Consider the following 23,560-nt stretch of genomic DNA (forward strand, 5'->3'; position numbering starts at 1 on the left):
TAATTCATTGGTTTTTCTCAAATGTTACTCCTCGCTTCATGCATCGACTACTCCTTATTTTCATGCTGGTGCCAGCTCTGGTATCAGCTCAAGCGACACTTGTTGGTAAAATCACCGATAAAGGCACCCGACAGCCTATTGTTGGGGTTACGATTTATTTTCCGGGCTTGCAAAAAGGCACCAGTACCGATACACTCGGTCAATATCAATTGGTTAATTTACCTGCTGGCTCGCATAAAGTGGATATTCGCTTTCTAGGCTATAAAAATCAATTACGTACCGTTCGCCTTTTAACAGGTACAACAACGTCCGACTTCGTACTTGAACCTGATGCGGCTGAGTTGCAGGAGGTTGTGGTTACGGGTCTAACAACTGGTTCGACTGTGAAAGACAGCCCGGTACCGATAATGACCTATAACAAAATTCAGTGGCTTCAGAACAGTTCTACGAATTTGGTCGACGCCGTTGGAAAATTGCCCGGTATGTCGCAGATAACCACGGGTGTTGGCTTATCCAAGCCAGTTATTCGCGGGCTGGGTTTCAATCGGGTTATTACGGTTCATGACGGCGTTCGGCAGGAAGACAATCAGTGGGGTGAAGAACATGCCCTGCAAATTGATGAATACAGTATCGACCGTTACGAGATTATCAAAGGCGCGGGCAGTTTGTTGTATGGGTCGGATGGATTGGGTGGCGTAATGAGTCTGATTTCGGCCCGCCCGCCCGAAGCTGGCGTATTTCGTGGTCAGTTACTGACCAACTACCAGAGCAATAACGGCATGGTTGGCGGTTCGGTGATGGTAGAAGGAACCTCGCAAAAAGGCTTGTTTGGCCGATTCAGGGCCAGTACAAAAAGTGCGGGAAATTATCAGAATCGTTACGACGGACGCGTATACGGTTCGGCCTATCGCGAATACGATTTTAACGGAACGATAGGTATTAATCGTTCGTGGGGTTATTCTCAGGTCTACGTATCAAACTGGCATCAGGATATCAATATCGTAACGGGCGAACGTGACCGTAGTGGCCGTTTTCAGGAACTGGTTCGTGTTTCGAGCGATTCAGAAGCACTGGCCCCCGTGTCTGACGCTACGTTGCAAGGACGGTCTATCGACCCGGCTAACTATCAGAACCTGAATCACCTCAAGTTTTCGTGGAATACGTTCGTGAAGATAGGAAAGGGCAATCTGGCCGGAATTGTAAGTTATAGTCAGAACCGTCGGCAGGAGTTTGCCAGTACGCTTACACCGGGCCAGCCTGCCCTGTATTTCTATCTGCAAAACGTATTCTATGATCTTAAATATTACCTCAGTGGTGGTAACGGCTGGGATTTTACAATCGGCGGTAATGGTCTTTCGCAGTATAATCAGAACCTGGGGCTCGATGTACTTTATCCCGGCTATCGGTCATTTGATAACGGATTATTCGTGTTCGCGCAAAAGAAAACTGACCGATTAACCTTGAATGGCGGTTTGCGGATGGACGTTCGGCAGATGCGAATCAATAAGCTCTATGCCAGCGCCGATGGCGTATTTAGCGAAAGCCCAATTGCGGGTGGCGAAACCCGTTTTGGTGGTCTGGATAAGACCTATTCGAACCCAACGGCGAGTTTCGGTGCTACGTACTCATTATCGAGCCGCTGGATTATCAAAGCGAACCTGGGACGCGGTTTCCGGGCGCCTGCTACGTCGGAACTGTCGGCCAATGGCGAACATGCCGGTACGTTCCGTTATGAAATTGGTAGTCCCAATCTGCTGTCAGAAACATCATTTCAGGCTGATTTAGGGATTAACTACGAATCTCCCGACGTAACAGTAACAGCCAGTCTGTTTCAGAATCGTATCAATAATTATACGTATTCGGAGAAAGTGCTTGATCGCTTTGGTCGCGATTCGATTGTTGATCCGGCCCGGCCTATTTTGACGTATCGCTATACACAGGGAAATGCTGTGTTATTTGGTGGAGAAGCCATGGTAACGGTTAACCCACGTTCGGCACGCTGGTTTCATTTCACCGGCAGCTATTCGCTGGTACGTTCGCGAAATTTATCGGCAAAAAATGATTCGGCGAAGTACCTGCCTTTTCTGCCGCCACCACGTCTGATCAGTCAGGTGAAGTTTACGAAGGCCGAAGCTGGTAATCATTGGAGAAATATGTACGCGTTGCTGGAAATTGAAAATAACTGGCGTCAAAACGAAGCGTTGCTGGCGTATGGAACCGAAACCGAAACACCCGGCTATGCATTGGTTAATGTTGGGGCTGGTAGTGACATCATTAACGGTAAAGGCCGAACCATGGTATCTGTTTACTTCACGGTGCAGAACTTATTCGACGTAGCATATCAGAGTCATCAGAACCGGCTTAAATATTTTGGTGTCAACGAAGCCACCGGCCGTAGCGGTGTATTTAATATGGGGCGTAACTTAAGTCTGAAAGTTGTAGTACCATTTGGAAACCGATAGACGCGATAAACAGAACGTCGTTCGTTTCTAGTTGTCAGGAAAAGGCCTGATTTACCAGAAACGAACGACGTTCTGTTTGCAAAGAATTAAGCTCTATTTCAACGTAGCAACCGCATCTTTGATCCGTGTAACGGCTTCGGTAAGGGCTTCATCAGAGGCTGCTGTTGAGATACGCAGGCAATCAGGAGCGCCGAAACCCGAACCCGCAACGGTCGCTACGTATGCCGTTGCCAACAACCATTCAGCGAAGTCATCCGAGTTACGAATTGTGGTCGTACCATCCGATTTACCGTAGTAATAGCTAATATCTGGGAAGGCGTAAAAAGCACCTTCGGGTACGTTCGTTCGGAAATGAGGTACTTCTTTCAGCAGTTTTACTACCAGATCACGCCGACGCTGATAGGCTTTGGCCATTTCCTGCGAAGGCTCCAGTGGGCCATTCAGGGCAGCAACCGTTGCTTTCTGAGCAATTGAGTTCGTGCCCGAGGTAACCTGACCTTGTAGTTTTTCAACGCCATCAGCAATCCATTTGGCGGCTCCGATGTAGCCAATACGCCAGCCCGTCATAGCAAAGCCTTTCGCCACGCCATTAACCGTAATAACACGTTCAGCAATCTCTGGAACCGAGCCAATGCTGAAATGCCCTTCTGGCGTGAAGTTGATGTATTCGTATATTTCGTCGGCCAGTACAAAAATGTTTTCATGGCGAGCCACTACGTCGGCAATGGCGCGCAAATCAGCTTCCGAATAAATAGAACCGGTTGGATTGTTTGGCGACGCGTACATAACGATTTTAGTACGTTCGGTAATAGCCGCTTCGAACTGTTCGGGCGTTACTTTAAAGTTATTGTCGAACGCACCGTCGATCACCACCGCTTTACCTTCGGCCAGTTTTACCATTTCGGAGTAACTAACCCAGTATGGCGAGAAAATAATGACTTCATCGCCGGGGTTAATCAGCACCTGAATCACGTTGGCCAGTGAGTGTTTGGCACCCGTTGATACAACAATATTTTCAGGCTTCCAGTCGATATTATTATCACGCTTGAATTTATCAGCGATTGCTTTCCGAAGATCGGGATAGCCAGCTACGGGGGAATAACCGTGAAAACCGTCGTCGATGGCTTTCTTGGCAGCTTCGCAGATGTGCTGAGGGGTTTTGAAATCTGGCTCTCCGACACTCAGGCTAATCACTTTGTGTCCCTGCGCGGCCAGTTCACGGGCTTTCTTGGTCATCGCCAGCGTGGACGATTCCTCCAGCGCGTTGATGCGGTCGGCTAACAAACTCACGGTGTCAAGCGTGGCAGACATAATTGGGATGTTTTAAGAAAATGATAACAAACTGGGCGCAAAGGTACTACGTTTTCAGCGGAGAGCCGATATTGATTCGAAAATAAAAACGCATGGGGCAAAGGGCATGGATATTCCTGCTATCAACTTTTACCCTATGCCCCTTGCCCTATGCGTTTTTATTTAAACTGCTGGATGGCTACTCGACCTTTGGCCCCAACGGCATAACAGGTTCCTTTGGCGCAGGCTACAGAATGAAATCCTTCGCTATCGAGTTGCTGCCAGGTTTGACCCTGATCGGCCGAAATACTGCTTCCCGATGGGCCGACTGCCAGCAGACGATCGTTTGGGAGTAAAGCAATCGCTTCCTTTAATCCCGGTGGGTCGGTAGCAGCAACCCGCTGCCAAGTCTGTCCGCCATCGCGGCTAATAGCTACGTTGGGGCCGGGCAATTGCTCTTTCTTGTAATTCCCGCCAACAACCATTCCTACTTTCTCATTGAAAAACTGCATACCGAAAAGCCCTGTTGCCTCACCCGCCGGTAAAGGCGTAACACTAACTCCCCAGGTTCGGCCCCGGTCAATTGATCGAAAAACTCGCCCGACCGTGCCTCCGCCTGAAGCAATCCAGGCGTTACGTTTACCCTGTACAATCAGCGACGTACCACTAGCGGCAAAAGCAGCTTCGTTAGGCTCCATGATTGGAAGCGACGAATGTGGAACGGGCTGCCAGGTTTGCCCACCATCGTCAGTAGTCAGCATGAACCAGCGACCTTCTACGGGATCACTAAAAACAAGACCGTGCTGTTTATCCCAGAACGCAATACCGTCGAAAAAAACACCTGCCTTTTTTGTTTCGTATTGTAACGTCCAGGTCTGGCCACCGTTAATTGTTTTGTAGATGCGAGCCTGACCTTGTTCGGCCGGTCCTGCGCTCATGAGGTAGGCCATTTGGGCATTAATGGCCTGAACATCGCGGAAGTCGCAGTTTTGAGCATCGGGAACACTGCCGGTGAGCCATGTTTTTCCGCCATCAATCGTGCGTAGAAATGTTCCTTTGCTGCCACCGATCCAGGCTATATTGGGACCTGCAATACTGACTGATCGAAAATTGGCATCGGTGTTTACCGTCTGTAATTGCCATTGGCCCAACGAAGGCAAGCTATAGCAGAAGAAAGTTGCTAGAAATAAGATAATATGGCTCATAGAGGTGGGCGATAATAATGTTGGATACTGTCGGTCAATAACTGATAGATTGCTGATAACCGGGGCTGATTGATGAGGTAGTTCAGGTGTGTTTCGATTGTTGTCTGATCTCCCCGCCGAGCCGGGCCTGTCTGTACATCAGCAGGATTTTCGGCGGCTAAACCTTTGCGAAAGGTCTCTGCAATCAGTGGACGTAGCAAGTCAAATTCTAATCCTTCACGCGTGGTCAGATCATGAGAAAGTGCCAGAAGATGATTGGTGAAATTGCAGGCCAGTACCGCTGCTACGTGTAATGAACGACGTTCTTCCGACGTAACAAGGTATACAATGTCACTGACCGATTGGCCTAATGTAACCAGTATATCTTCTGTTTGTGGGTCACTGGCTTCAATACAAAGCGGAATCTCATCGAATGCCATCAGAAGTTGTCCGCGTGTAAACGTTTGAAGCGCATAAAAAACACCCGTTTGAACTGGTACGTCGCTGTAAATACTCATCCAATGGGCCAGGGAGTCGAGCGAACGCCCGCCTGATGTGTGAACAAGAATTGCATTTTCGGGGAGAACGAGCCGTGAGCAAACCTCTTCAAGAGCATCGTCGGGAACCGCCAGAATAAATAATTGTGAAGGACTATCGGCAAAATTTAATTCGGAGTGTGTATGTGCATCATATAAATTATTGACTAACTGACGGGCATGTTGAAGCTGTCGACTATATATTTCGTTGATATGATGGCCCGAATTTTCGAGTGCCGGAGCAAGGTGCCAGGAAATATTACCAGCACCAATAAATGAAATTTCCATAGCTCAATTATACGTATTTTGTGCCAATAGAAGCCAATTTGATAACTATCAGACGATTACTACATAATAGAAGAAGGGAATAGATTCACTACGTTACGTTCATATATATACGCTTTCTTGGTTAATATTGATTGATTGTATCTACTAATCGTTGTTTCGAAGCGAACCAGAAGCTCAAATAAGGAATTTTAGACAGAGTTGGCCCGGTAATTGTAGACGCCAGTGGTACCGGTCAGGAGAAATTCGGAGAATAGATCGGCAAGCTTCGTATGAAGTCAGGTTAATTCTTACTTTTGTTACCGTATAGCCAAAAAATATGCTCGAAGAATAAATAAAAAATATGCGGTATCGTTAAACGATTGGCCCAAGGCTGGCCGTTTGATAGAATAACGAACCATACGCTACTAATACTGAACCCGAAAGTACCTTCTCAATGGTGAACCCCTACTTTGTTCACAATACTGTAATTAGCACGCCTATTGCCCTTATCAGCCGGTTTCTGTTTATGCCAAACGGTTGGTTGATAGTGGGTTGCTGGATGCTTTTAGGGGTAAGCAGCAGCTTTGGCCAGGACCAGCCAGCACCGGCCCGACGTGGGGCGGCTGCACGGCGGCAACAAGCGGCTGCCGACTCTGCCCGCGCGCAGGCACGCCGTAGGGCTGTTATACGTGCCGATTCGGTAAAAAAGGCACTTGAAGATCGGAATGACAGCATTCGGGCCTTACGTAACGCCAATCGTCGACCAACGATAAACTGGCCAGACCGCCGGGCAACCCGCTTCTCAGAACGGCCATCAAAGTCTCCTTTTATTCTGCGTGACCCAAAAGGCGTATCGACCGATTTTCGACTTGGATCAAATGGAGGTATAGGCGTATCAGAACGTGTTAAGACGGGCGTATCGCTGTCAGGAGCGCCTTTGGCGAATTCTGTAGAAGGACGTAGTGACCAGACAACACCAGCCTCTTCAGGAACGGTAACGCCGGGTCCTATACTACCACCTTCGCAGTTCGGAATGCCGTATCGACCGGCTGAAACGATTCCATTCTCTACGTTCAATCAGCTTCAAAATCAGCGGGTTGAAAAAAGCATTCTGCGCGAGTATAGTTCACAGCGCGATGGGCAAAGCGCCATGAGTGGGCGGGGATTGATTCCAAAACTCGAACTGCCTCCCATTATTGACCGGATTTTCGGCGGAAGCCAGGTCGATTTTAAGCCGAACGGATTCGTTACACTCGATTTTGGCTATCTCTATCAGTTCAATGACCGTCCTGATATTCCGGTACAGCAGCGCCGGAATGGGAATTTTATTTTTAATGAGCAGATTAGTATCAACTTCAATGGTAAGATTGGTGAACGGCTGGGCGTACTGGCCAATTTCGATACGAAAGCCAGTTTTAACTTTGAGAATGCGCTGAAACTTAATTATAAACCGGGTGGAGGTTTACCCGCATTCGGTACCGGACAAGGCTTACCTAATCTGCCAAACGCGCCTAGCTTACCCGGTGTGCCCAATTTGCCCGGTGCTGATGGGAAACTACCCGGATTTACGCCACAGAACGAAAGTATTTTACAGGGGCTCGAAGTCGGTAATATTAGCTGGGCTGTTAATAGCCAGTTGATTCCGGGTGTGCAGAACCTTTTCGGTATTAAAACCCAGCTTCGTTTTGGCCGACTTAATGCTACCTTGGTAGCCTCTCAACAACGCTCACGAAAACAGGAAATCGTTCTACGGGGAGGTACGTCGAATCGCCCATTTGAAATTCGGGCTGACCAATACGATGAAAACCGCCACTTCTTCCTGTCGCAGTTTTTCCGGGCAAATTATGAAGGGGCGCTGAAGACGTTGCCGCAGGTAACTTCGGGGGTAAATATCACACGTATTGAGGTCTACGTAACTAACCGGACCAACACTACTGAATCGCTACGTAACGTAGTAGGTTTTCAGGATTTGGGTGAAGGCAATCCATATAATCAGGCGAACCCGAACATGTCGCCGTTTACGCGGAACAACCGGACGCCAACCGATAACGTAGCCAACGGACTCTTCGGCAAGTTGACCGCACAGGCCACCAATCTGTTTCGGCAAGTTGACCGGACCAACGAGGTGCTGACAACTAGCTATAATCTGGCGAAAGGAACCGATTACGATCTGCTACGTGGTGCCAAGCGCCTGACCGACCGTGAATACAAACTCCAGCCCGAACTGGGTTATATTTCGCTCGTTACACCGTTACGTAATGACGAGATTCTGGCCGTTGCCTACGAATATACGTATCAGGGCCGACGCTATAAGGTTGGTGAGTTGACTGAAGATTATCAGTCGCGGGCCGATGATCAGGTGTTGGTACTCAAGTTGTTGAAATCCGCAACGTTACGTAACAACCTGCAATTGCCGATGTGGAATCTGATGATGAAAAACATCTATTCGCTCAACACGGCGCAGATTACCCGACAAGGATTCCAGCTTCGGATTATTTATAAAGATGACTTGACAGGTATCGACAACCCGAACTTACAGGAAGGACGTCTGACGCAGAACCGCCCGTTGGTACAACTTTTTGGGATGGACCGACTCAACCAGCAACTCGACGCGCAGCCCGACGGAAACTTTGATTTTGTTGATAACATCACGATAGATAGTCGATACGGAAAAATTATCTTCCCGGTTCTGGAGCCGTTTGGCTCTTACCTTGATCGGCAGTTTGGTCCCGACGAAGCGGATCTGAAAGCCAAGTACACATTCAATCAGCTCTATAACACTACGTTGGCTGATGCGCAACAGATTGCTGATAAAAATAAGTTTTTCCTGAAAGGTTCTTTCCAGTCGGGCAATGGCGCGGAGGTGCAATTGCCGTATGGCGTTAATGAACAATCGGTGCAGGTAACAGCCGGTGGCGTGCCGCTGACACCGGGTCAGGATTACGTACTGGAAGCACAGATTGGCCGACTACGTATCATCAATGAAAGTGTTACGAATTCAGGTCGTGAAATTCGTATTAGCTACGAACAGCCCGATTTATTTCAGAATCAGATACGTACACTTGTCGGTACGCGGCTCGATTACATGATCAACCGCGACTTTACGGTTGGGCTGACGGCCATGCACATGAAAGAGACGCCCGCTGGATATCTGACTCGCGTAGCACTCGGCAATGAGCCTGTTAATAATACGATTGTTGGGCTTAGTGCTAATTACCGGAAAGATTCGCCCGGCCTGACCCGACTGCTCGATGCATTGCCCATTGTACAAACCAAAGAATTGTCGACGATTCAGATCAATGGGGAGGTAGCGCAACTGTTTCCGGGCACAAACCAGCGTGCGAACAACGAAAGTTATCTGGACGATTTCGAAGCGGCACGTACCATTTTCGACCTGACCCGTCAGCCAACTCGCTGGCGTTTGGGAGCTACTCCCCAGCAGTTTCCGCAAGGTTCCTTTGCTGACCCCTTGCCGTATGCCTATAACCGTGCTCGTATTTCGGTCTATTCCGTCGACCCAACCATTTATGCGCAGGGTACAGTATCCGTTTCAACAAATGTCGATCCGGAAGATGCAAATCGGCACGTATATGAACGGTATTTTTTGCCAACAGATTTATTTCCAGGCCGGTCGGCCAGACCCGTTCAGCTTCCGGAGAACATTCTGGACGTAGCGTATTTCCCAAGTGAACGGGGTATATACAACTACAACCCAAATCTAAGTGCTGCCGGGTTGCTCTCTAATCCGAAGCAAAATTTTGGCGCTGTTACGCGAGCAATTGCGTCGGACATTGATTTCGACAATGCCAACGTAGAAAACGTTACGTTCTGGCTGATGGACCCGTTTGTTACGGGCGAAGCTGGTAGGGTTCGTGGTAGTAACGATCCGAATAAGAACATCAACAACACGACCGGTGGTAAACTGGTTTTCAATCTGGGCGATGTTTCGGAAGACGTAATGAAGGATGGTCGTTATACGTTCGAAAATGGCTTCCCGGTTGATGGCGATACCGTCACTACAACACGCCAGCGCGGTACAGACCCCACGGCATGGGGACGAGCTCCGAAGCAGCAGTTTGTAACCAACGCGTTTCCGAGTGGTGGCCGTGAGCAGCAGGATATTGGTCTGGATGGATTAAGGAACGACGCTGAAAAAACGCACTTTCAGAATTATATAAGAGCCGTTGAGTCACGGGTAACCGACCCAGCAGCCTTAGCTGAAATACAGGATGACCCTTCGGGCGATGATTTTAAATTCTATCTGGGCGAAGAGGCTGATGCGCAACAATATATTGTTGCGCGATACAAGAAGTACATGGGTATGGAAAACAACTCCCCCGAAAGTGTTGGAAGTACCCAGATTTTAACTCCAGCTTCATCGGTCCTTCCCGACATCGAAGATCTGAACATCGATAACACCATTAATGACACTGAAGCGTATTACGAATATGAAATTGACCTTCGCCCAGGGCGTTTGGAAGTAGGGCAGAAGTATATTGTCGATAAAGTATCAGTACCATCGGCGGGCGCACCGGGGGGCGTAGTGAACTGGTATCAGTTCCGGATTCCGGTGCGGGAGCCACTACGTAAAGTAGGCAGTATCAATGGCTTTAAGTCGATTCGGTTCATGCGGATGTATCTGACCGACTTCGACCAGCCTGTTGTGCTCCGTTTTTCGCAGTTGCAGATGGAAGCCAACCAGTATCGTAAATACACCGGCGACCTTACCCAGCGTGGTTTGCAGGAAGTTCCTGAACCCTACGACGCCAACTTTACCGTATCTACCGTAAATATTGAAGAAAATAGTAGTGTGCAGACGACCGCACAGGGGGGAGATAAATTCCCGTATACCGTGCCTCCGGGCTATCAACGTGACCGTGATTTTACGGCAGTAAATACGGTTGAATTGAATGAGCAGTCGATGCGGCTGAGCGTAACAAACCTACGGGATAAAGATTCGCGGGGGGCTTTCCGTAATACGAACTTCAACTTGTTATTTCGGGAACGGCTCAAAATGTTTATCCACATGCACAATCCCGATAATGAAGATGGACAGGTATCGGCTTTTGTGCGATTGGGTACAGATTATACTGACAACTATTATGAAATCGAAATTCCGGGTCTGAAGGCAACTCCGCCGGGCAATCAGGATGCCTCTGTTGTGTGGCCATCTGTAAATGAGTTAGATCTTGCGTTTGAAGAGTTAGTAAATCTCAAGGCAGCACGTAACAGAAGTTTAACTCGCCAGACCTCATTGCCATTTAGTTTATCGTCAGTTAATGGTCGATACAGGCTTACCATCGTTGGTAATCCGGATTTGAGTTCGGTGCAGTCAATAATGATTGGGGTGCGTAATCCTGGTATTATGGGCGATGGCGAACGACCAAAAACGTTTACTATCTGGGTCAATGAACTTCGGGCAAACGGCTACGACCAACATGCCGGAACAGCTGGTATTGGTTCTGTGAATCTAAAACTGGCTGATTTGGGTACATTAACGGCTTCAGGACGTATCACTACGTTCGGATTTGGCGGTGTGCAAACGCGGATCGGTGATCGTGCGCTCGAAACTACCTCGGAATTTGGGGTTTCGTCGGCCATCGCGGTCGACAAATTCCTGCCGGCAAATTGGGGACTTCGTATTCCGTTATATGTCAACTATGACCACCGGAACGTAGATCCACACTTTGATCCGCTCGATCCTGATATGCCATTAGAGACGTCGCTCTCGACCAAGCAATCGGAAGCAGAACGGGAAAGTTATCGTCAGCTTGTGCAGGATAATACGACGCGCCGGGGGTATAACTTCTCTAATGTCCGGAAAGTAAAGACTAACCCAAATGCCAAATCACATTTCTGGGATTTTGAAAATCTTGCTTTTACGTATGCTTTTAATGATACCAAGCGGACAAATATTCTGACACAGGAGTATTTGCAACAGCAGCATCGTGGCGGAATCGCGTATACGTTTGCCGGGCAACCAAAAGCATTTGAACCGTTCCGGAATGTACAGTCGTTCGAAGCACCGTATTTGCGTTGGCTTAAGGATTTCAACCTGACACTTTTGCCCTCACTGGTGTCGATTCGGGCTGATATGGATCGGAGTTTTATCAAAACGCAGCTACGTTCTTCCGACCTGACAACCAATGGTATTACACCGCAGTTTGAGAAATACTTCCTCTTTAATCGCTACTACGATCTGACATTTAACCTGACCCGTAATCTGGTGCTGACGTATCATGCACAGGCCAACTCAATTATTGACGAACCTGCTGGCGATATCAATACGGAAGCAAAACGCGATTCGATTCTGAATAGCATTAAGCGGTTAGGACGTCTGAAGAATTTCGTGCAGGACATCCGCGCTACGTATCGGATACCACTTGACAAGATTCCACTGCTCGACTGGATGTCGGCCGATGCTATTTATCGTATTGGCTATCAGTTTCAGGCTAACTCGTTCGGTGTTTCCGATACGCTTGGCGTACCGTTTGGTAATGTGATACGTAACGAACGAGAACGGGGTGTTACGGGGCGGGTCGATCTTATCCGCCTTTACAACAAAATACGTTACCTGCGTTTTGCCAATACGCCCGCACCTGTTCGGAAAAATTTCGCCCGAAATCCGGGTGACATTGAAGAAATTGAACGGGGTGATAGTAAGATATTGAAAAACTTTACGCGGGCGTTGCTTACAGTACGGGGAATCAATTTCTCGTATTCAGTACAGGAATCGACTATTCTACCTGGTTTCCTGCCAACACCCCGACTTTTCGGCGTTGATGAGAATAACGCACCGGGTTTGGGTTTTGTGTTAGGAAGCCAGGATGGTAGTATAGCGTATCGGGCGGCTCAGAAAGGGTGGTTGTCGCCGAGTACGGTGCAGAATACCGCTTTTCAGCAAAACATTACCAGGAAGTTTTCAGCCAATACTACGTTGGAACCGTTCAAAGATTTCCGGATGATTGTAAACTGGCGTTTAGATCGCACAGATGCTTATCAGGAGTATTTCCGGCCGGGTGCACAGGGTGGTCCATTTGAATCGTTCTCGTCTGTTCGAAATGGACAATTTAGTATGTCGTTCTGGTCGTTCCGGACGGCGTTTATTGGCCTTCGCTCTGATAATACGTCGCCAATCTTCGACCAATTTGAGAAATATCGCGAGTATTTTATCAACAAACTAACGGCTGCGAATCCAGAGAAAACAGGCAAATACACTAAAACATCGCAGGACGTATTGATTCCGGCCTTTTTTGCTGCCTACAGTGGTCAGCCAGTAGAAAAAGCAAGCCTATCTCCCTTCTATAATTTCCCTTTGCCGAACTGGCAGGTGACGTATAATGGCTTGTCGGGCCTGGAGTTTATTCGGAAACGATTTACATCGTTTACCGTTAACCATAACTATTCCTCAACCTATAGCGTAGGGAATTTTATCTCGAATCTGGATTATACAGCCGCATACGTGAATCTGGCGGTTCAGGGATACCCAATGGCGGCTTCGATCAACCAGCAGGGGCAGTTTGTGCCGGTGTTTGCCATGAGCACCATCACGATGTCGGAGAAGTTTGCGCCCATGTTGAGTATTCAGTTTCAGACAAAAGGCTCTAGCCCCAGCCCAGCCGCACCCGGTCAGCCAGCTACTGGACAGTCGAAAGGAATTACCGGACGGTTGGAATATAGCCAGAGCCGCGACGTAGCATTGAATCTCTCGAACTCGCAGGTGGCCGAACTGAGCAGCAAAGATCTGACGGCTTCGCTTGGTTTCACACGGCAGAACTTACGGATTCCGTTCCGGATCAATGGTGCCTACAAGCGGCTCAAAAATGACCTGACGTTTGCCTGTGCGCTTACCTTCCGCGATACACGTACCATTCAGCGGAAGATTGATGCCGAACAGATTATTACGGCGGGTAACGTTAACTTCCAGTTACGTCCGCAGATTAGCTACATCGTGAGTCGGCGTTTGAATTTTAACCTGTATTTCGAACGGACCTTCAACGATCCGCTCGTATCGACGAACTATTACACGTCCAGAACGTCGGGTGGCGTTCAGTTGAAATTCAATCTGGCCGAATAAAAATGGATAATGGAGAATGTATAGTGGAGAAATAGCCTAACTCTCCACTATACATTCTTCATTAAACGGTTAGTCATCATCAAATTCCTCATCATCGTCGTCATCACCTTTACCCAAACGGACGAACGCACCTCGTCGGGGAGCGGGCATTACGCTGTGTTGACCACGTACTGTTTGCCAGACAATTTCGCTGAAAACCAGATCGTCAATATCATCAGGGCGAGATAAATTGAATTCCGAAGATCGTTTCGAATTACGGTTTACAGCCACATTTTTTTCGGTCAAATCAATGCCGGGTTCTTTCGCTGTGAATGGCGTCGGGTTCACTTTTTTATCAAAGCAGCGCCACATAGGTGTAGCGGCAGCATCGTACTGACTCATTGGCTTTAAGCCTAAAATCAACTCGATAGTACGTAGCATTCCCGAAGTCGAATACATCGTATGATCGACGAAACCACGTTTTACAAATCCACCGGCTACAAATGCTATCGAACGATGGGCGTCAACGTGATCGGGGCCGTTCTGTGCATCATCTTCCAGAATAAACACCACCGACTCCTTCCAGATCGGGCTTTTGGATAAATGCTCTACAAACCGTCCTACGGCCAGATCGTTGTCGGCTACGGCGGCACTAGGCGTTGGCATACCAACCCGCGCACCCGATGTATGGTCGTTGCCGAAGCGTAACGTACTCAGTGTCGGTAACTTGCCCGATGCAACCAGTTGGTCAAACTCTTTTTCCCAGGACTCCTCCCGCTTTACGTCCATATAGCCAAGGTTATATCCCTTGAAGGTAGGCGAGTACTTTCCATCGACGGTTTTAATGTTCGCTTTTTCGTTGTCGGCAAACCAGCCATACGTGCGAAACGAAATACCCGCCTGCTGGCAATGATCCCAGATGAAACCATCGCGTGGGTGAGCAATTTCTTTCTGGCCTTCGTAGTCATACGTACCACCCCGACCGCCGTAACTCGTCACCCAGTTTTTTTCAACGTAATCATTAGCATAAGCCGCCGACGACCAGTTGTGCCCATCAGCACTGACTTCGGCATCGACGTAGAAATTATCCAGCAACACAAATTCACGGGCCAGCGCGTGCTGATTAGGGGTAACTTTTTCCGGAAACAGGCACAGTGCCGCATCACCATTTCCCTCCTTCATATCGCCCAATATCTGATCGTAGGTGCGGTTTTCTTTGATAATATAAAAGACATATTTGATCGGAGATGGAGCGCCTACGCGTCGGGGAATCGGGTTGCCCGCTTCGCCCTCACTTTCTAGTTCCTTGCTTTTCGTATAAGGCGTATTGGCATAGACTAACCGCGAGTAAGCGGCCAGTACGTCGGTGTTTGGTACGTCGATGACTGACAAGGTTCCTTTGAACAGACCAGCGATGTACTCAACAGGGCCAGCATTGGCTTGTGGATTTGGCCCTATTTGCTGAGCGGTACGTGCACGTACTGGATTGGGGCCTTTGGGATTGGCTTTCGAAGAAAACCCTTTTCCGTTAGTGACAAACAATTTAGAGCCAATGACTTTTACCGATGTCGGGTACCAGCCCGTTGGAATAAATCCGCTGGAGTGACTGTGCCCTTTCTGCGTTACGTCGAACACGGCCAGACAATTGTTGTCGGCATTGGCGATATATAACGTATTGTCGTCTTCGCTGATGGCGAGTGCGTTGGGCGTAGTGCCTACGGGTGCGTTTGGAAAGAGCGACGTAGTAAGCGTTTCCAGAACCTGCCGCTTTGCTACGTCGATTAAAGCGACTGTATTGTCGTTTCCATTGGCGACAAACAGGTATTTCCCGTCGTGAGTCAGCAGGAGATCGTTCGGGTTTTTATTGGTAGGAATCTGTGCAGTTATCTGATACGTATCGACGTCGATAAGCACTACTTTCGCACCGCCCCAAACCGAAACAAACAGTGTTTTCTTATCGGCCGACAACAGACACGTATATGCGGCCGCTCCGACGTTTAATTTGTGAATGACACCCCGTGTTTGAGTGTCTGTTACGTATAAAGAACTGTCTTCTTTTGTGACGACATACAACCGATTCCGCGCATCATCGACGCACAAACCGGTCGGTGAGATTTTTACGGGCCAGGGTTTGCCGAGTGTAATTGGTTGATCAGGCACCAATTGGTCGTTCTCAAGTTTGTAGACCAGAATCCGATTATCATTTCCGCCCGATGCATACAGCCGTTTTTCATCGGAACTGAAGGCCAGACCCAGCCAGGCTTTACCCACTTTTGCAGTATCAAGAATTTTCTCGGTCTGTGCGTCGATCAACGTAATGCTTTGCGTACTCTGCCCGTTGTTCGTAACGGCTACGTATTTTTTGGAAGGAGAAACCACCAGATTCAGCGGTAGATCGTCTAAGTTGAGACTTCGTCCGGTGGGCGTAAGCGACCAGCCATTGGGAAGATTTATGCGGTTAGCCGCTAATTTTTTGTAGGTTTCGGCTTCTTCGGACGAAGTTGTTCTACTACTTTCCCGTCTGCAATTTGTCAAAGAGAAAAGAACCAGAATAAGCAACCCATACGTAGCGGTCGAGCGTAGTGGTATAAAGGGGCGAGGTTTAAGAATATTACGTTTCATTGGCGTTTATAAGTAGCAGATATACAGCAAATTCAGGCGTTTTTGGGTAAATATCAAGACGCTGGAAATAACACAGCTCAAAATAGGTGTTCTTTCGATTTGTCAGACCTCCGAGAAGGTTAATTGATTGTAAATCTTATCAATAGGCGGACAAGCTGGCCAGTACTCAAGCTGGCCAGTACTTACGTTGCTGAGGAACTCCGAATTATACAGATGTTACGTTATTATGTTGATGCGCAGTTTTTGAACCCGTTATAAAGACAGACTGTTGCGGCTAAGGAAGTGCTTTATCAAGAACCTAATCAACTCAACTATGCAGTATAACCAACTCGGAAACACCGGCGTATTAGTATCAGAACTTTGCTTGGGTACCATGACTTTTGGCGGTACCGGTTACTGGAAAGCTATGGGTGAACTCCAGCAAAATGCCGTAAACGATATTGTAAAAACAGCTATTGATAGCGGAATTAACTTTATCGATACGGCCAACGTCTATTCGTTTGGTGAATCAGAGCAACTATTGGGGCAGGCGATTAAAGCACTGGGCCTGTCGCGCAATGAGCTTATACTAGCTACCAAAGTACGCGGACGTATGGGCGAAGGCAAAAATCAGGTAGGATTGGGGCGGTTGCAGATTATGCAGCAGATCGAAGGAAGTCTCAAACGACTCCAGACCGATCACGTCGATTTATACCAGATTCACGGATTTGACCCAATAACACCGCTTGAAGAAACGATGCGTGGGCTGGAAGATGTAGTACGTAGCGGAAAAGTGCGGTATATCGGTTGCTCGAATCTGGCTGCCTGGCAGGTGATGAAAGCCAATGGCATTGCTGATAAATACGGCTGGACAAAATTTATTTCCACCCAGAATTATTACTCTATTGCCGGACGCGATATTGAAAACGAGCTGGTGCCGATGGTAGAAGATCAGCACATGGCCATTTTACCCTGGAGTCCGCTAGCAGGTGGTTTTCTGTCGGGGAAATATACACGTAGCAACAAGCCAGAAGGCGATTCGCGCCGGTTAGGGTTCGATTTTCCTCCGGTTAATCAGGAACGGGCTTACGATATTATCGACGTAATGGCGAAAATTGCCGAGAGTCACGGCGCATCAGTAGCGCAGATTGCGCTGGCTTGGGTGTTGGCAAAACCCGGCGTAACTAGCGTAATTATTGGTGCAAAAAATACCGATCAGCTAACTGATAATATCAAGGCAACCGAAGTAAGCTTAACCAACGAACAGCTTCAGCAACTCGATGAAATCAGTGCTATGCCGAAGCCATACCCGCAATGGATGATTCAGCGGCAAAGCAGCGACCGCCTGGGAGCATATAATTTTTCCCCGAACCAGCCGGCGGTCGTGAAATGAGGTAACACTCGCGTAACGTAGCGTTTGCAAATCCGCCCTTGTCTACCGTATTTTGTGACCACAAATCAATTCTCTCTACAATGAATTTCCCCGCAGAGCTGAGTTACACAGAAGATCACGAATGGATTCGGATCGAAGAAGATGGTACGGCTGTTATTGGCATTACCGAATTTGCTCAGAATGAGTTAGGCGATATAATTTTTATAGATGTCAATACGGTTGGGCAGTCGCTTGCCAAAGGCGAGGTGTTTGGCGCAGTTGAAGCCGTTAAAACCGTATCTGATTTATTTTTGCCCATCGAAGGGGAAGTACTTGAGTTAAATCCGGCTGTTGAAAAATCACCTGAATTGCTCAACAGTGACCCCTATGGTGAAGGCTGGATTATTCGACTGAAACCGGCTGATGCGTCGTTGGCTGATGGCCTGTTGACTGCCGAGGCTTACCGGGAACTGGTTGGCGCCTGATCTAGTATTTATTGAACCAGAAGGCTCCGAGAGGGGCCTTTTTTGTGAACTAACTCAACCCCGCCCCGCTCGCTCAAACAAAGTGGGGAGTTGACTATGCAATTTCTGATTCGTTCGGCCCGTGTGATTGACCCTGCTTCACCGTTTGATGGTGAGAGAGTCGATTTATTGATTGATAATGGTCTGATTCGCCAGATTGGCCAAAACCTGGAAAGTGACTCCAATACGCAGGTTATTGAAGCCAATGATTTGCACGTATCGCCCGGTTGGGTCGATTTACGGGTAACTGCTCAAGACCCTGGCTATGAGCACAAAGAGGATTTAAACACCGTTTGTCGGGCGGCTGTTGCCGGTGGTTTTACCGACATTGCCGTATTGCCCAATACGTCTCCTGTAATCGATACAAAGGGAACGCTGGGCTACGTCCAGCGAATGGCCGAAGGTCACCCGGTACGTGTACACGTAGTGGCTGCCGTGACCAAAAAAGCCGATGGTGAGGATTTTACGGACATGCTGGATTTGCATCATGCCGGAGCCATTGCATTTTCAGACGGGCATCATCCCATCCAGAATCCGGATTTATTACTTAAGACCCTGCAATACCTTCAGCCCATTAATGGCTTGCTCATGAACCGGGCCGAAGAACTTTTGCTGACGCGGTTTGGGCAAATGCACGAGGGTGTTCAAAGCACATTGCTGGGGTTGAAAGGCATTCCTGCGCTGGCCGAAGAACTCATGATAGAGCGTGATTTACGCTTACTGGAGTATGTGGTTGGGGCAGCAGTAGCTCCAGGCAAGGATAGATCAGAGCAGAACGTATCGACTAGTGGATACTACGTATTTTCGGAAAATGGCGAGCCATCGGCACTTCATTTCTCTACTATTTCGACAGCTCGTTCGGTCGATTTAATTCGGAAGGCAAAAGCAACCGGGCTTCCTGTAAGTTGTGACGTAGCAGCACATCAACTCGTTTTTGACGATACGTCGCTGGCGGGTTTTGATACAAATTTGAAAGTGAATCCTCCGTTCCGGTCGTCGGAAGACGTAGCAGCTTTGTGGGCAGGTTTAGCCGATGGCACTATTGATGCCATTGTGTCGGATCATACACCGCAGGATGCCGAAAGTAAAAACGTAGAGTTCGACGTAGCAGATTTTGGGGTTATCGGCCTCGAAACCGTTTTTGCGGCTATTATGACTCATAATCGCCAATTGCCGCTGACGAAACTTGTTGATAAACTAGCGATACGTCCCCGGCATATTTTACGCCTGCCGCCCATTTCAATTGCTGAAGGACAGCCAGCCAGTCTTACACTTTTTGACCCCACCCGTAGCTGGACATATACGAAAACAGCCTCTAAATCGAAGAATTCGCCGTTTTTTGGACAGACGTTTGCCGGTCGGGTTATCGGAACACTATATCGGGGGCAGTTCAATGCTAATCTATGAAAACCATACTTGATTATTTCAGCCACCCATTGTTAAAAATTCCGCTGTTGGCGGGGTTACTAACGGGTGTGCTATGCTTTCTCTATTTTCTGGGCTTATATGCACTCAATATTCCTGCTTTGGGAAATATTCGGGTGCTCGATTACGGCATTCATATTATTATGATGGTGAGTACTGTCTGGTATTATCGGAAAAATATCGGTCATGGGCGGCTACACTTGTGGGAAGGATTGACTATTGGTTATGTGCTTAATACCGTAGCCGCTCTGATTACGGGGTGGCTTATTTATCTGTTCGTGACGCAAATAGATCCCGGTGTTTTTGCTGAGTACGTAACTAACTCGAAAAAGCTGTTGCTTGATGGCAAAAAACAGATAACCGACCAGTTCGGTCCGGAAACATTTACTGAGCAATGGACAAAGACCATCAACATGGAGCCGTCGGTATTACTGCCCGATGAGTTGACCAAGAAAACAGCATTGGCTGTGCTGCCTGTACTGATTATTTCGCTCCTATTCCGCAAGCAGGATTATAACGTAATGGATATCTGATAAGCTTCTATCAAGCACGTATCAAATCACTAAAACAAACGTACCGTTCGGATTACGTATGAATGAACAAGCTTCTCCAACACGTACTGCCCTAAAGTGGGGCCTTATACTCGGCATTGCCCTAATCGTATATTCGGCTGTTACGTTCCTGACCAACAATACGGCAAATACCTGGGCTGGCCTTGTTAGCTATGGTATCACCATTATAGGCCTTACGTTGGCTATGCGCAATTTTCGGTCTCTGAATAATGGCTTCATTACGTATGGCGAAGGGTTAACGATCGGTACGTTGGCAGCGGCAATCTCCGGGTTTATTTCGAGCCTGTTTTCGGTGTTTTATACAACCATAATTGATACAGGTTTTATGGAGCGGGCTGCCGAAAAAGCAAGGGAGCAGATGGAAGATCAGGGAACTATGTCGGACGAACAGATTGACCGGACCATTTCCATGATGGAAAAATTTCAGAGTCCTGGTCTTTTATTTGTGTTTGGCGTGTTTGGTTCTATTCTAATCGGCCTTGTTTTTTCGCTGATTATAGCCGCTTTTATACGTCGAACCAAAGACAATCCGTTTGATTAAGAAGTAGGTAAATCGTATTGGGTTTCGCATTTAAAATGTAAAGTAAAACCTGATAGTTAGAACATTAGAAAGCTTATCCCTGTGCTGGCTGTTTTTCGGAAAGAAGTCAATCAATTTTTCTCATCGCCCATCGCCTATATTATTATGGGCGTATTTTTAGTAGTAGTGGGCCTGATGTTGTGGGTATTTCCCGATACAAGTTTATTAGATAATGGCTATGCCGATTTAGGTACGTTTTTTAACGTAACACCTTACGTCATGCTCTTTCTGGCACCTGCCATTACTATGCGTTCGATTGCTGATGAAATTCGGGGAGGAACACTTGAATGGTTGCTGACAAAACCTGTAAGCCGCTGGGCTGTAGTAGCGGGAAAATTTCTGGCGAGCTGGTTGCTGGTTTTCCTGACCTTACTACCTACACTGATTTACTACGTTACGTTATACCAATTAGGCTCTCCTGAAGGTAATATCGACTCCGCTGGCGTGTTCGGCTCTTATATCGGGTTACTTCTTTTGGGTGGCGTTTTTGTGGCTATTGGCTTGTGGGCATCGTCGCTCAACGACAATCAGGTGGTAGCGTTTGTATTGGGCGTTTTTCTCTGTTTTATATTATATGCAGGTCTGAGTTCGCTGGCTGGCCTTTCGTTTACCGGAGATTTATCTTATTATCTGTCTTGGGTGGCAATGGATGAACAATATCGGTCATTGGGACGGGGCGTTGTCGATTCACGAAACGTAATTTATCTGCTTAGCCTTATTACCTTCTTTCAGGTATTAACAGTGCAGCGGTTAACAAGAAAAAAATGAAATTTCTACTAGGTTTTTTTAACAACGTAGCGGTGATGCGTGGGCTGGGTATTATCTGGACCGTCATTATTCTCATTGGCTGCCTCACACCACACGCCGAACTTCCGGGCGAAATACTGACCTTGAGCGATAAAGCGTTACACGTAGCGATATTTGTTCCGTTTGGGTTTCTGTGGGCACGAACGGGTTTTCAGTTTAGCTGGGTGTTTGTAGCGGGTACGTTACTCGGTGCTTTTATTGAGCTTCTTCAATATATGCTTCCGATTAATCGTACAGGCGAATGGGTAGATCTGGCGGCTGATGTAGTTGGAACGTTGGTTGGGATACTGATTAGCCGAGCTTTTGATAAAGTGCTTGTAAAGCAATAAGGTTATTTAGTACAGCTCTATAAATGATGCTGCACTAAATAACCTTATTGTGTGTATTGCTCTGTTTCTACTGCTTCATTGCCGTAACCCGTTGTACGTTATTGCATTTGGCTGCAATGATTTTATATGCATCTGAATAGCCCAGCTCTCCCGCCCGGCTCATATCAATACACGCGTTCGATTCGTCTCCTGCATCATACCGAATAATTCCCCGAAGGTAATAAGCTTCGGCATGACGGGAATTGAGTTTTATTGTGCTATTGCAATCAATCAGTGCGCCTTTCTGATCACCTAAGGAAGACCGAATCAGGCTCCGAATAAAATAGGCTTCAGCATTTGTAGGATTTAGTTCGACAGCACGGTTTAAATCCTGCAAGGCAACTTTACTATCTCCTGCCGAATTTTTCAGCATACCACGTACCAGAAAAGCATCCGAACGGTCGTCCGACATCTCAACAAATCTATAGCGATCATGCATAACCGATGCCAGAATAGGCATAATATTCGCCGTAATAAAATCACTATAGTACGCCTTGCTTTGCGCTGATGCCGAGCCCATTTCAATCGATTTGTCAAGATCGGCAATAGCCTGCTTGCCAGTGCCTAAGCGACCTTTGCAAAAGCCACGGCTAAACAATGCTTTGTGGTGAGCGGGATTTAACTGGATTGTTTTATCGAAATCAACAACCGCGTTCTCAAATTCGCCCAGACGAGTACGTACCAGACCCCGGCGATAATATAAATCGGCCTCGTCTTTGCTTAACTCGATGGCGCGGTTGAAATCAGCCATTGCTCCTTTATAATCTTCTAGTTTGAGCCGGGCCGACCCACGACCTGCAAGTGCCTGTGTTTTGTTAGGTGCCTTCTCAACCGCCAGCGAATAATCGGCCAGCGCTCCTTTAAAATCATTCAACTGCATTTTGCAGTTTCCACGAGCTGTCAGTACGTTAGCGTCGGCGGGTAGCAGGGTTGTGGCTTTGTTAAAGTCGGTTAGAGCGCTATTCAGGTAGTTAATCTGCAATCGGCACAGACCGCGCTGATAATAAAGTAAACCGTCATTACCATTTAATTCGATGGCGCGGTTGAAATCCTGCATGGCTCCCCGAAAATCTTCCTGACGAGTACGGTTTATACCCCGATATAGATACGCATTGGCATCGGTTCCGTTGAGTTCGATCGACTGGTCGAGGTCCAGATTGGCGCCCTGAATATCGTTCAGTTTAATTTTAGCCAGTGCCCTATTGTAATAACTGGGAGCATTTTCCGGATTGATGATAATGGCAGCAGTGAAGGCTTGTAATGCACCCGGATAATCTTTTGCATTACTTTTCTGGACGCCTTCGTTAAAATAATCGGTAGCGGTTTGCTGCGCCTTTGTAAAGTGGACTGAAAAGAACGTAATGAGGCATAATACACTTATGGAAAATTTTAACATTTTAAAGAATGGATTAGGTTAAAAAAGAGACTGTTAAAGACAAAAATAAGTATATATCTATTATTTGAAAGTATTAACAGATAAAAAGAAAATTAAAATAAATTAGGTACTAATACCTAA

General features: G+C 47.5%; 14 protein-coding genes. 9 read left to right on the forward strand and 5 right to left on the reverse strand.

All coding sequences use genetic code 11. The features are described from left to right. Nucleotides 1–38: 38 nt before the first annotated feature. Entirely contained in the window at nucleotides 39–2,462 is a 2,424-nt protein-coding gene (locus ACYVD4_RS10005) for a TonB-dependent receptor (RefSeq protein ID WP_460945037.1), read from the forward strand. Between the two features lie 93 nt (nucleotides 2,463–2,555). On the opposite strand, the gene ACYVD4_RS10010 is transcribed toward ACYVD4_RS10005, so the two are convergent. The 3 genes from ACYVD4_RS10010 to ACYVD4_RS10020 form a co-directional block, all read right to left on the reverse strand. Beyond that, nucleotides 2,556–3,773, reverse strand: a complete 1,218-nt coding sequence (locus ACYVD4_RS10010; RefSeq protein WP_460945039.1) for a pyridoxal phosphate-dependent aminotransferase — start codon at nucleotides 3,771–3,773, stop codon at nucleotides 2,556–2,558. A gap of 158 nt (nucleotides 3,774–3,931) precedes the next feature. Beyond that, a complete protein-coding gene (locus tag ACYVD4_RS10015) occupies nucleotides 3,932–4,957 on the reverse strand; it encodes a WD40/YVTN/BNR-like repeat-containing protein (RefSeq protein WP_460945041.1) in 1,026 nt (341 codons plus the stop codon). After that, nucleotides 4,954–5,760, reverse strand: a complete 807-nt coding sequence (locus ACYVD4_RS10020) for a Rossmann-like and DUF2520 domain-containing protein (protein WP_460945043.1) — start codon at nucleotides 5,758–5,760, stop codon at nucleotides 4,954–4,956. Before ACYVD4_RS10020 ends, ACYVD4_RS10015 begins: the two co-directional genes overlap by 4 nt. A 433-nt stretch (nucleotides 5,761–6,193) precedes the next feature. Here ACYVD4_RS10020 and sov point away from each other — a divergent pair, with 433 nt between their 5' ends. Further along, nucleotides 6,194–13,816, forward strand: coding sequence for a T9SS outer membrane translocon Sov/SprA (gene sov, locus ACYVD4_RS10025; RefSeq protein WP_460945045.1), 7,623 nt, complete (start codon nucleotides 6,194–6,196; stop codon nucleotides 13,814–13,816). Nucleotides 13,817–13,885: 69 nt separating this feature from the next. On the opposite strand, the gene ACYVD4_RS10030 is transcribed toward sov, so the two are convergent. After that, nucleotides 13,886–16,417 (reverse strand): bifunctional YncE family protein/alkaline phosphatase family protein, encoded by a 2,532-nt coding sequence (locus tag ACYVD4_RS10030; RefSeq protein ID WP_460945048.1) that lies wholly within the window; start codon nucleotides 16,415–16,417, stop codon nucleotides 13,886–13,888. 313 nt (nucleotides 16,418–16,730) lie between these two features. On the opposite strand from ACYVD4_RS10030, the gene ACYVD4_RS10035 reads away from it, so the two are divergent. The 7 genes from ACYVD4_RS10035 to ACYVD4_RS10065 all read left to right on the forward strand — a co-directional run bounded on the left by ACYVD4_RS10035 (nucleotide 16,731) and on the right by ACYVD4_RS10065 (nucleotide 22,005). Continuing rightward, on the forward strand, nucleotides 16,731–17,789 hold the full coding sequence (locus ACYVD4_RS10035; RefSeq protein WP_460945050.1) for an aldo/keto reductase: 1,059 nt from the start codon (nucleotides 16,731–16,733) through the stop codon (nucleotides 17,787–17,789). 80 nt (nucleotides 17,790–17,869) lie between these two features. Then, the gene (gene gcvH / locus ACYVD4_RS10040; protein WP_460945052.1) at nucleotides 17,870–18,253 is read left to right on the forward strand and encodes a glycine cleavage system protein GcvH; all 384 of its coding nucleotides are present in this window, start codon (nucleotides 17,870–17,872) and stop codon (nucleotides 18,251–18,253) included. 96 nt (nucleotides 18,254–18,349) lie between these two features. Continuing rightward, complete coding sequence (locus ACYVD4_RS10045; RefSeq protein ID WP_460945054.1) at nucleotides 18,350–19,699, forward strand: dihydroorotase; 1,350 nt, start codon at nucleotides 18,350–18,352, stop codon at nucleotides 19,697–19,699. Next, the gene (locus tag ACYVD4_RS10050; protein ID WP_460945056.1) at nucleotides 19,696–20,250 is read left to right on the forward strand and encodes a DUF4199 domain-containing protein; all 555 of its coding nucleotides are present in this window, start codon (nucleotides 19,696–19,698) and stop codon (nucleotides 20,248–20,250) included. Before ACYVD4_RS10045 ends, ACYVD4_RS10050 begins: the two co-directional genes overlap by 4 nt. A 58-nt stretch (nucleotides 20,251–20,308) precedes the next feature. Continuing rightward, nucleotides 20,309–20,830, forward strand: a complete 522-nt coding sequence (locus ACYVD4_RS10055; RefSeq protein WP_460945058.1) for a DUF4199 domain-containing protein — start codon at nucleotides 20,309–20,311, stop codon at nucleotides 20,828–20,830. A gap of 81 nt (nucleotides 20,831–20,911) precedes the next feature. Next, entirely contained in the window at nucleotides 20,912–21,637 is a 726-nt protein-coding gene (gene gldF / locus ACYVD4_RS10060) for a gliding motility-associated ABC transporter permease subunit GldF (protein ID WP_460945060.1), read from the forward strand. Continuing rightward, the gene (locus ACYVD4_RS10065; protein ID WP_460945062.1) at nucleotides 21,634–22,005 is read left to right on the forward strand and encodes a VanZ family protein; all 372 of its coding nucleotides are present in this window, start codon (nucleotides 21,634–21,636) and stop codon (nucleotides 22,003–22,005) included. The genes gldF and ACYVD4_RS10065 overlap by 4 nt, the downstream gene beginning before the upstream one ends. 67 nt (nucleotides 22,006–22,072) lie before the next feature. On the opposite strand, the gene ACYVD4_RS10070 is transcribed toward ACYVD4_RS10065, so the two are convergent. Further along, nucleotides 22,073–23,440 (reverse strand): tetratricopeptide repeat protein, encoded by a 1,368-nt coding sequence (locus tag ACYVD4_RS10070; protein WP_460945064.1) that lies wholly within the window; start codon nucleotides 23,438–23,440, stop codon nucleotides 22,073–22,075. Between the last annotated feature and the right edge of the window lie 120 nt (nucleotides 23,441–23,560).

Source organism: Spirosoma daeguense, assembly GCF_054776875.1.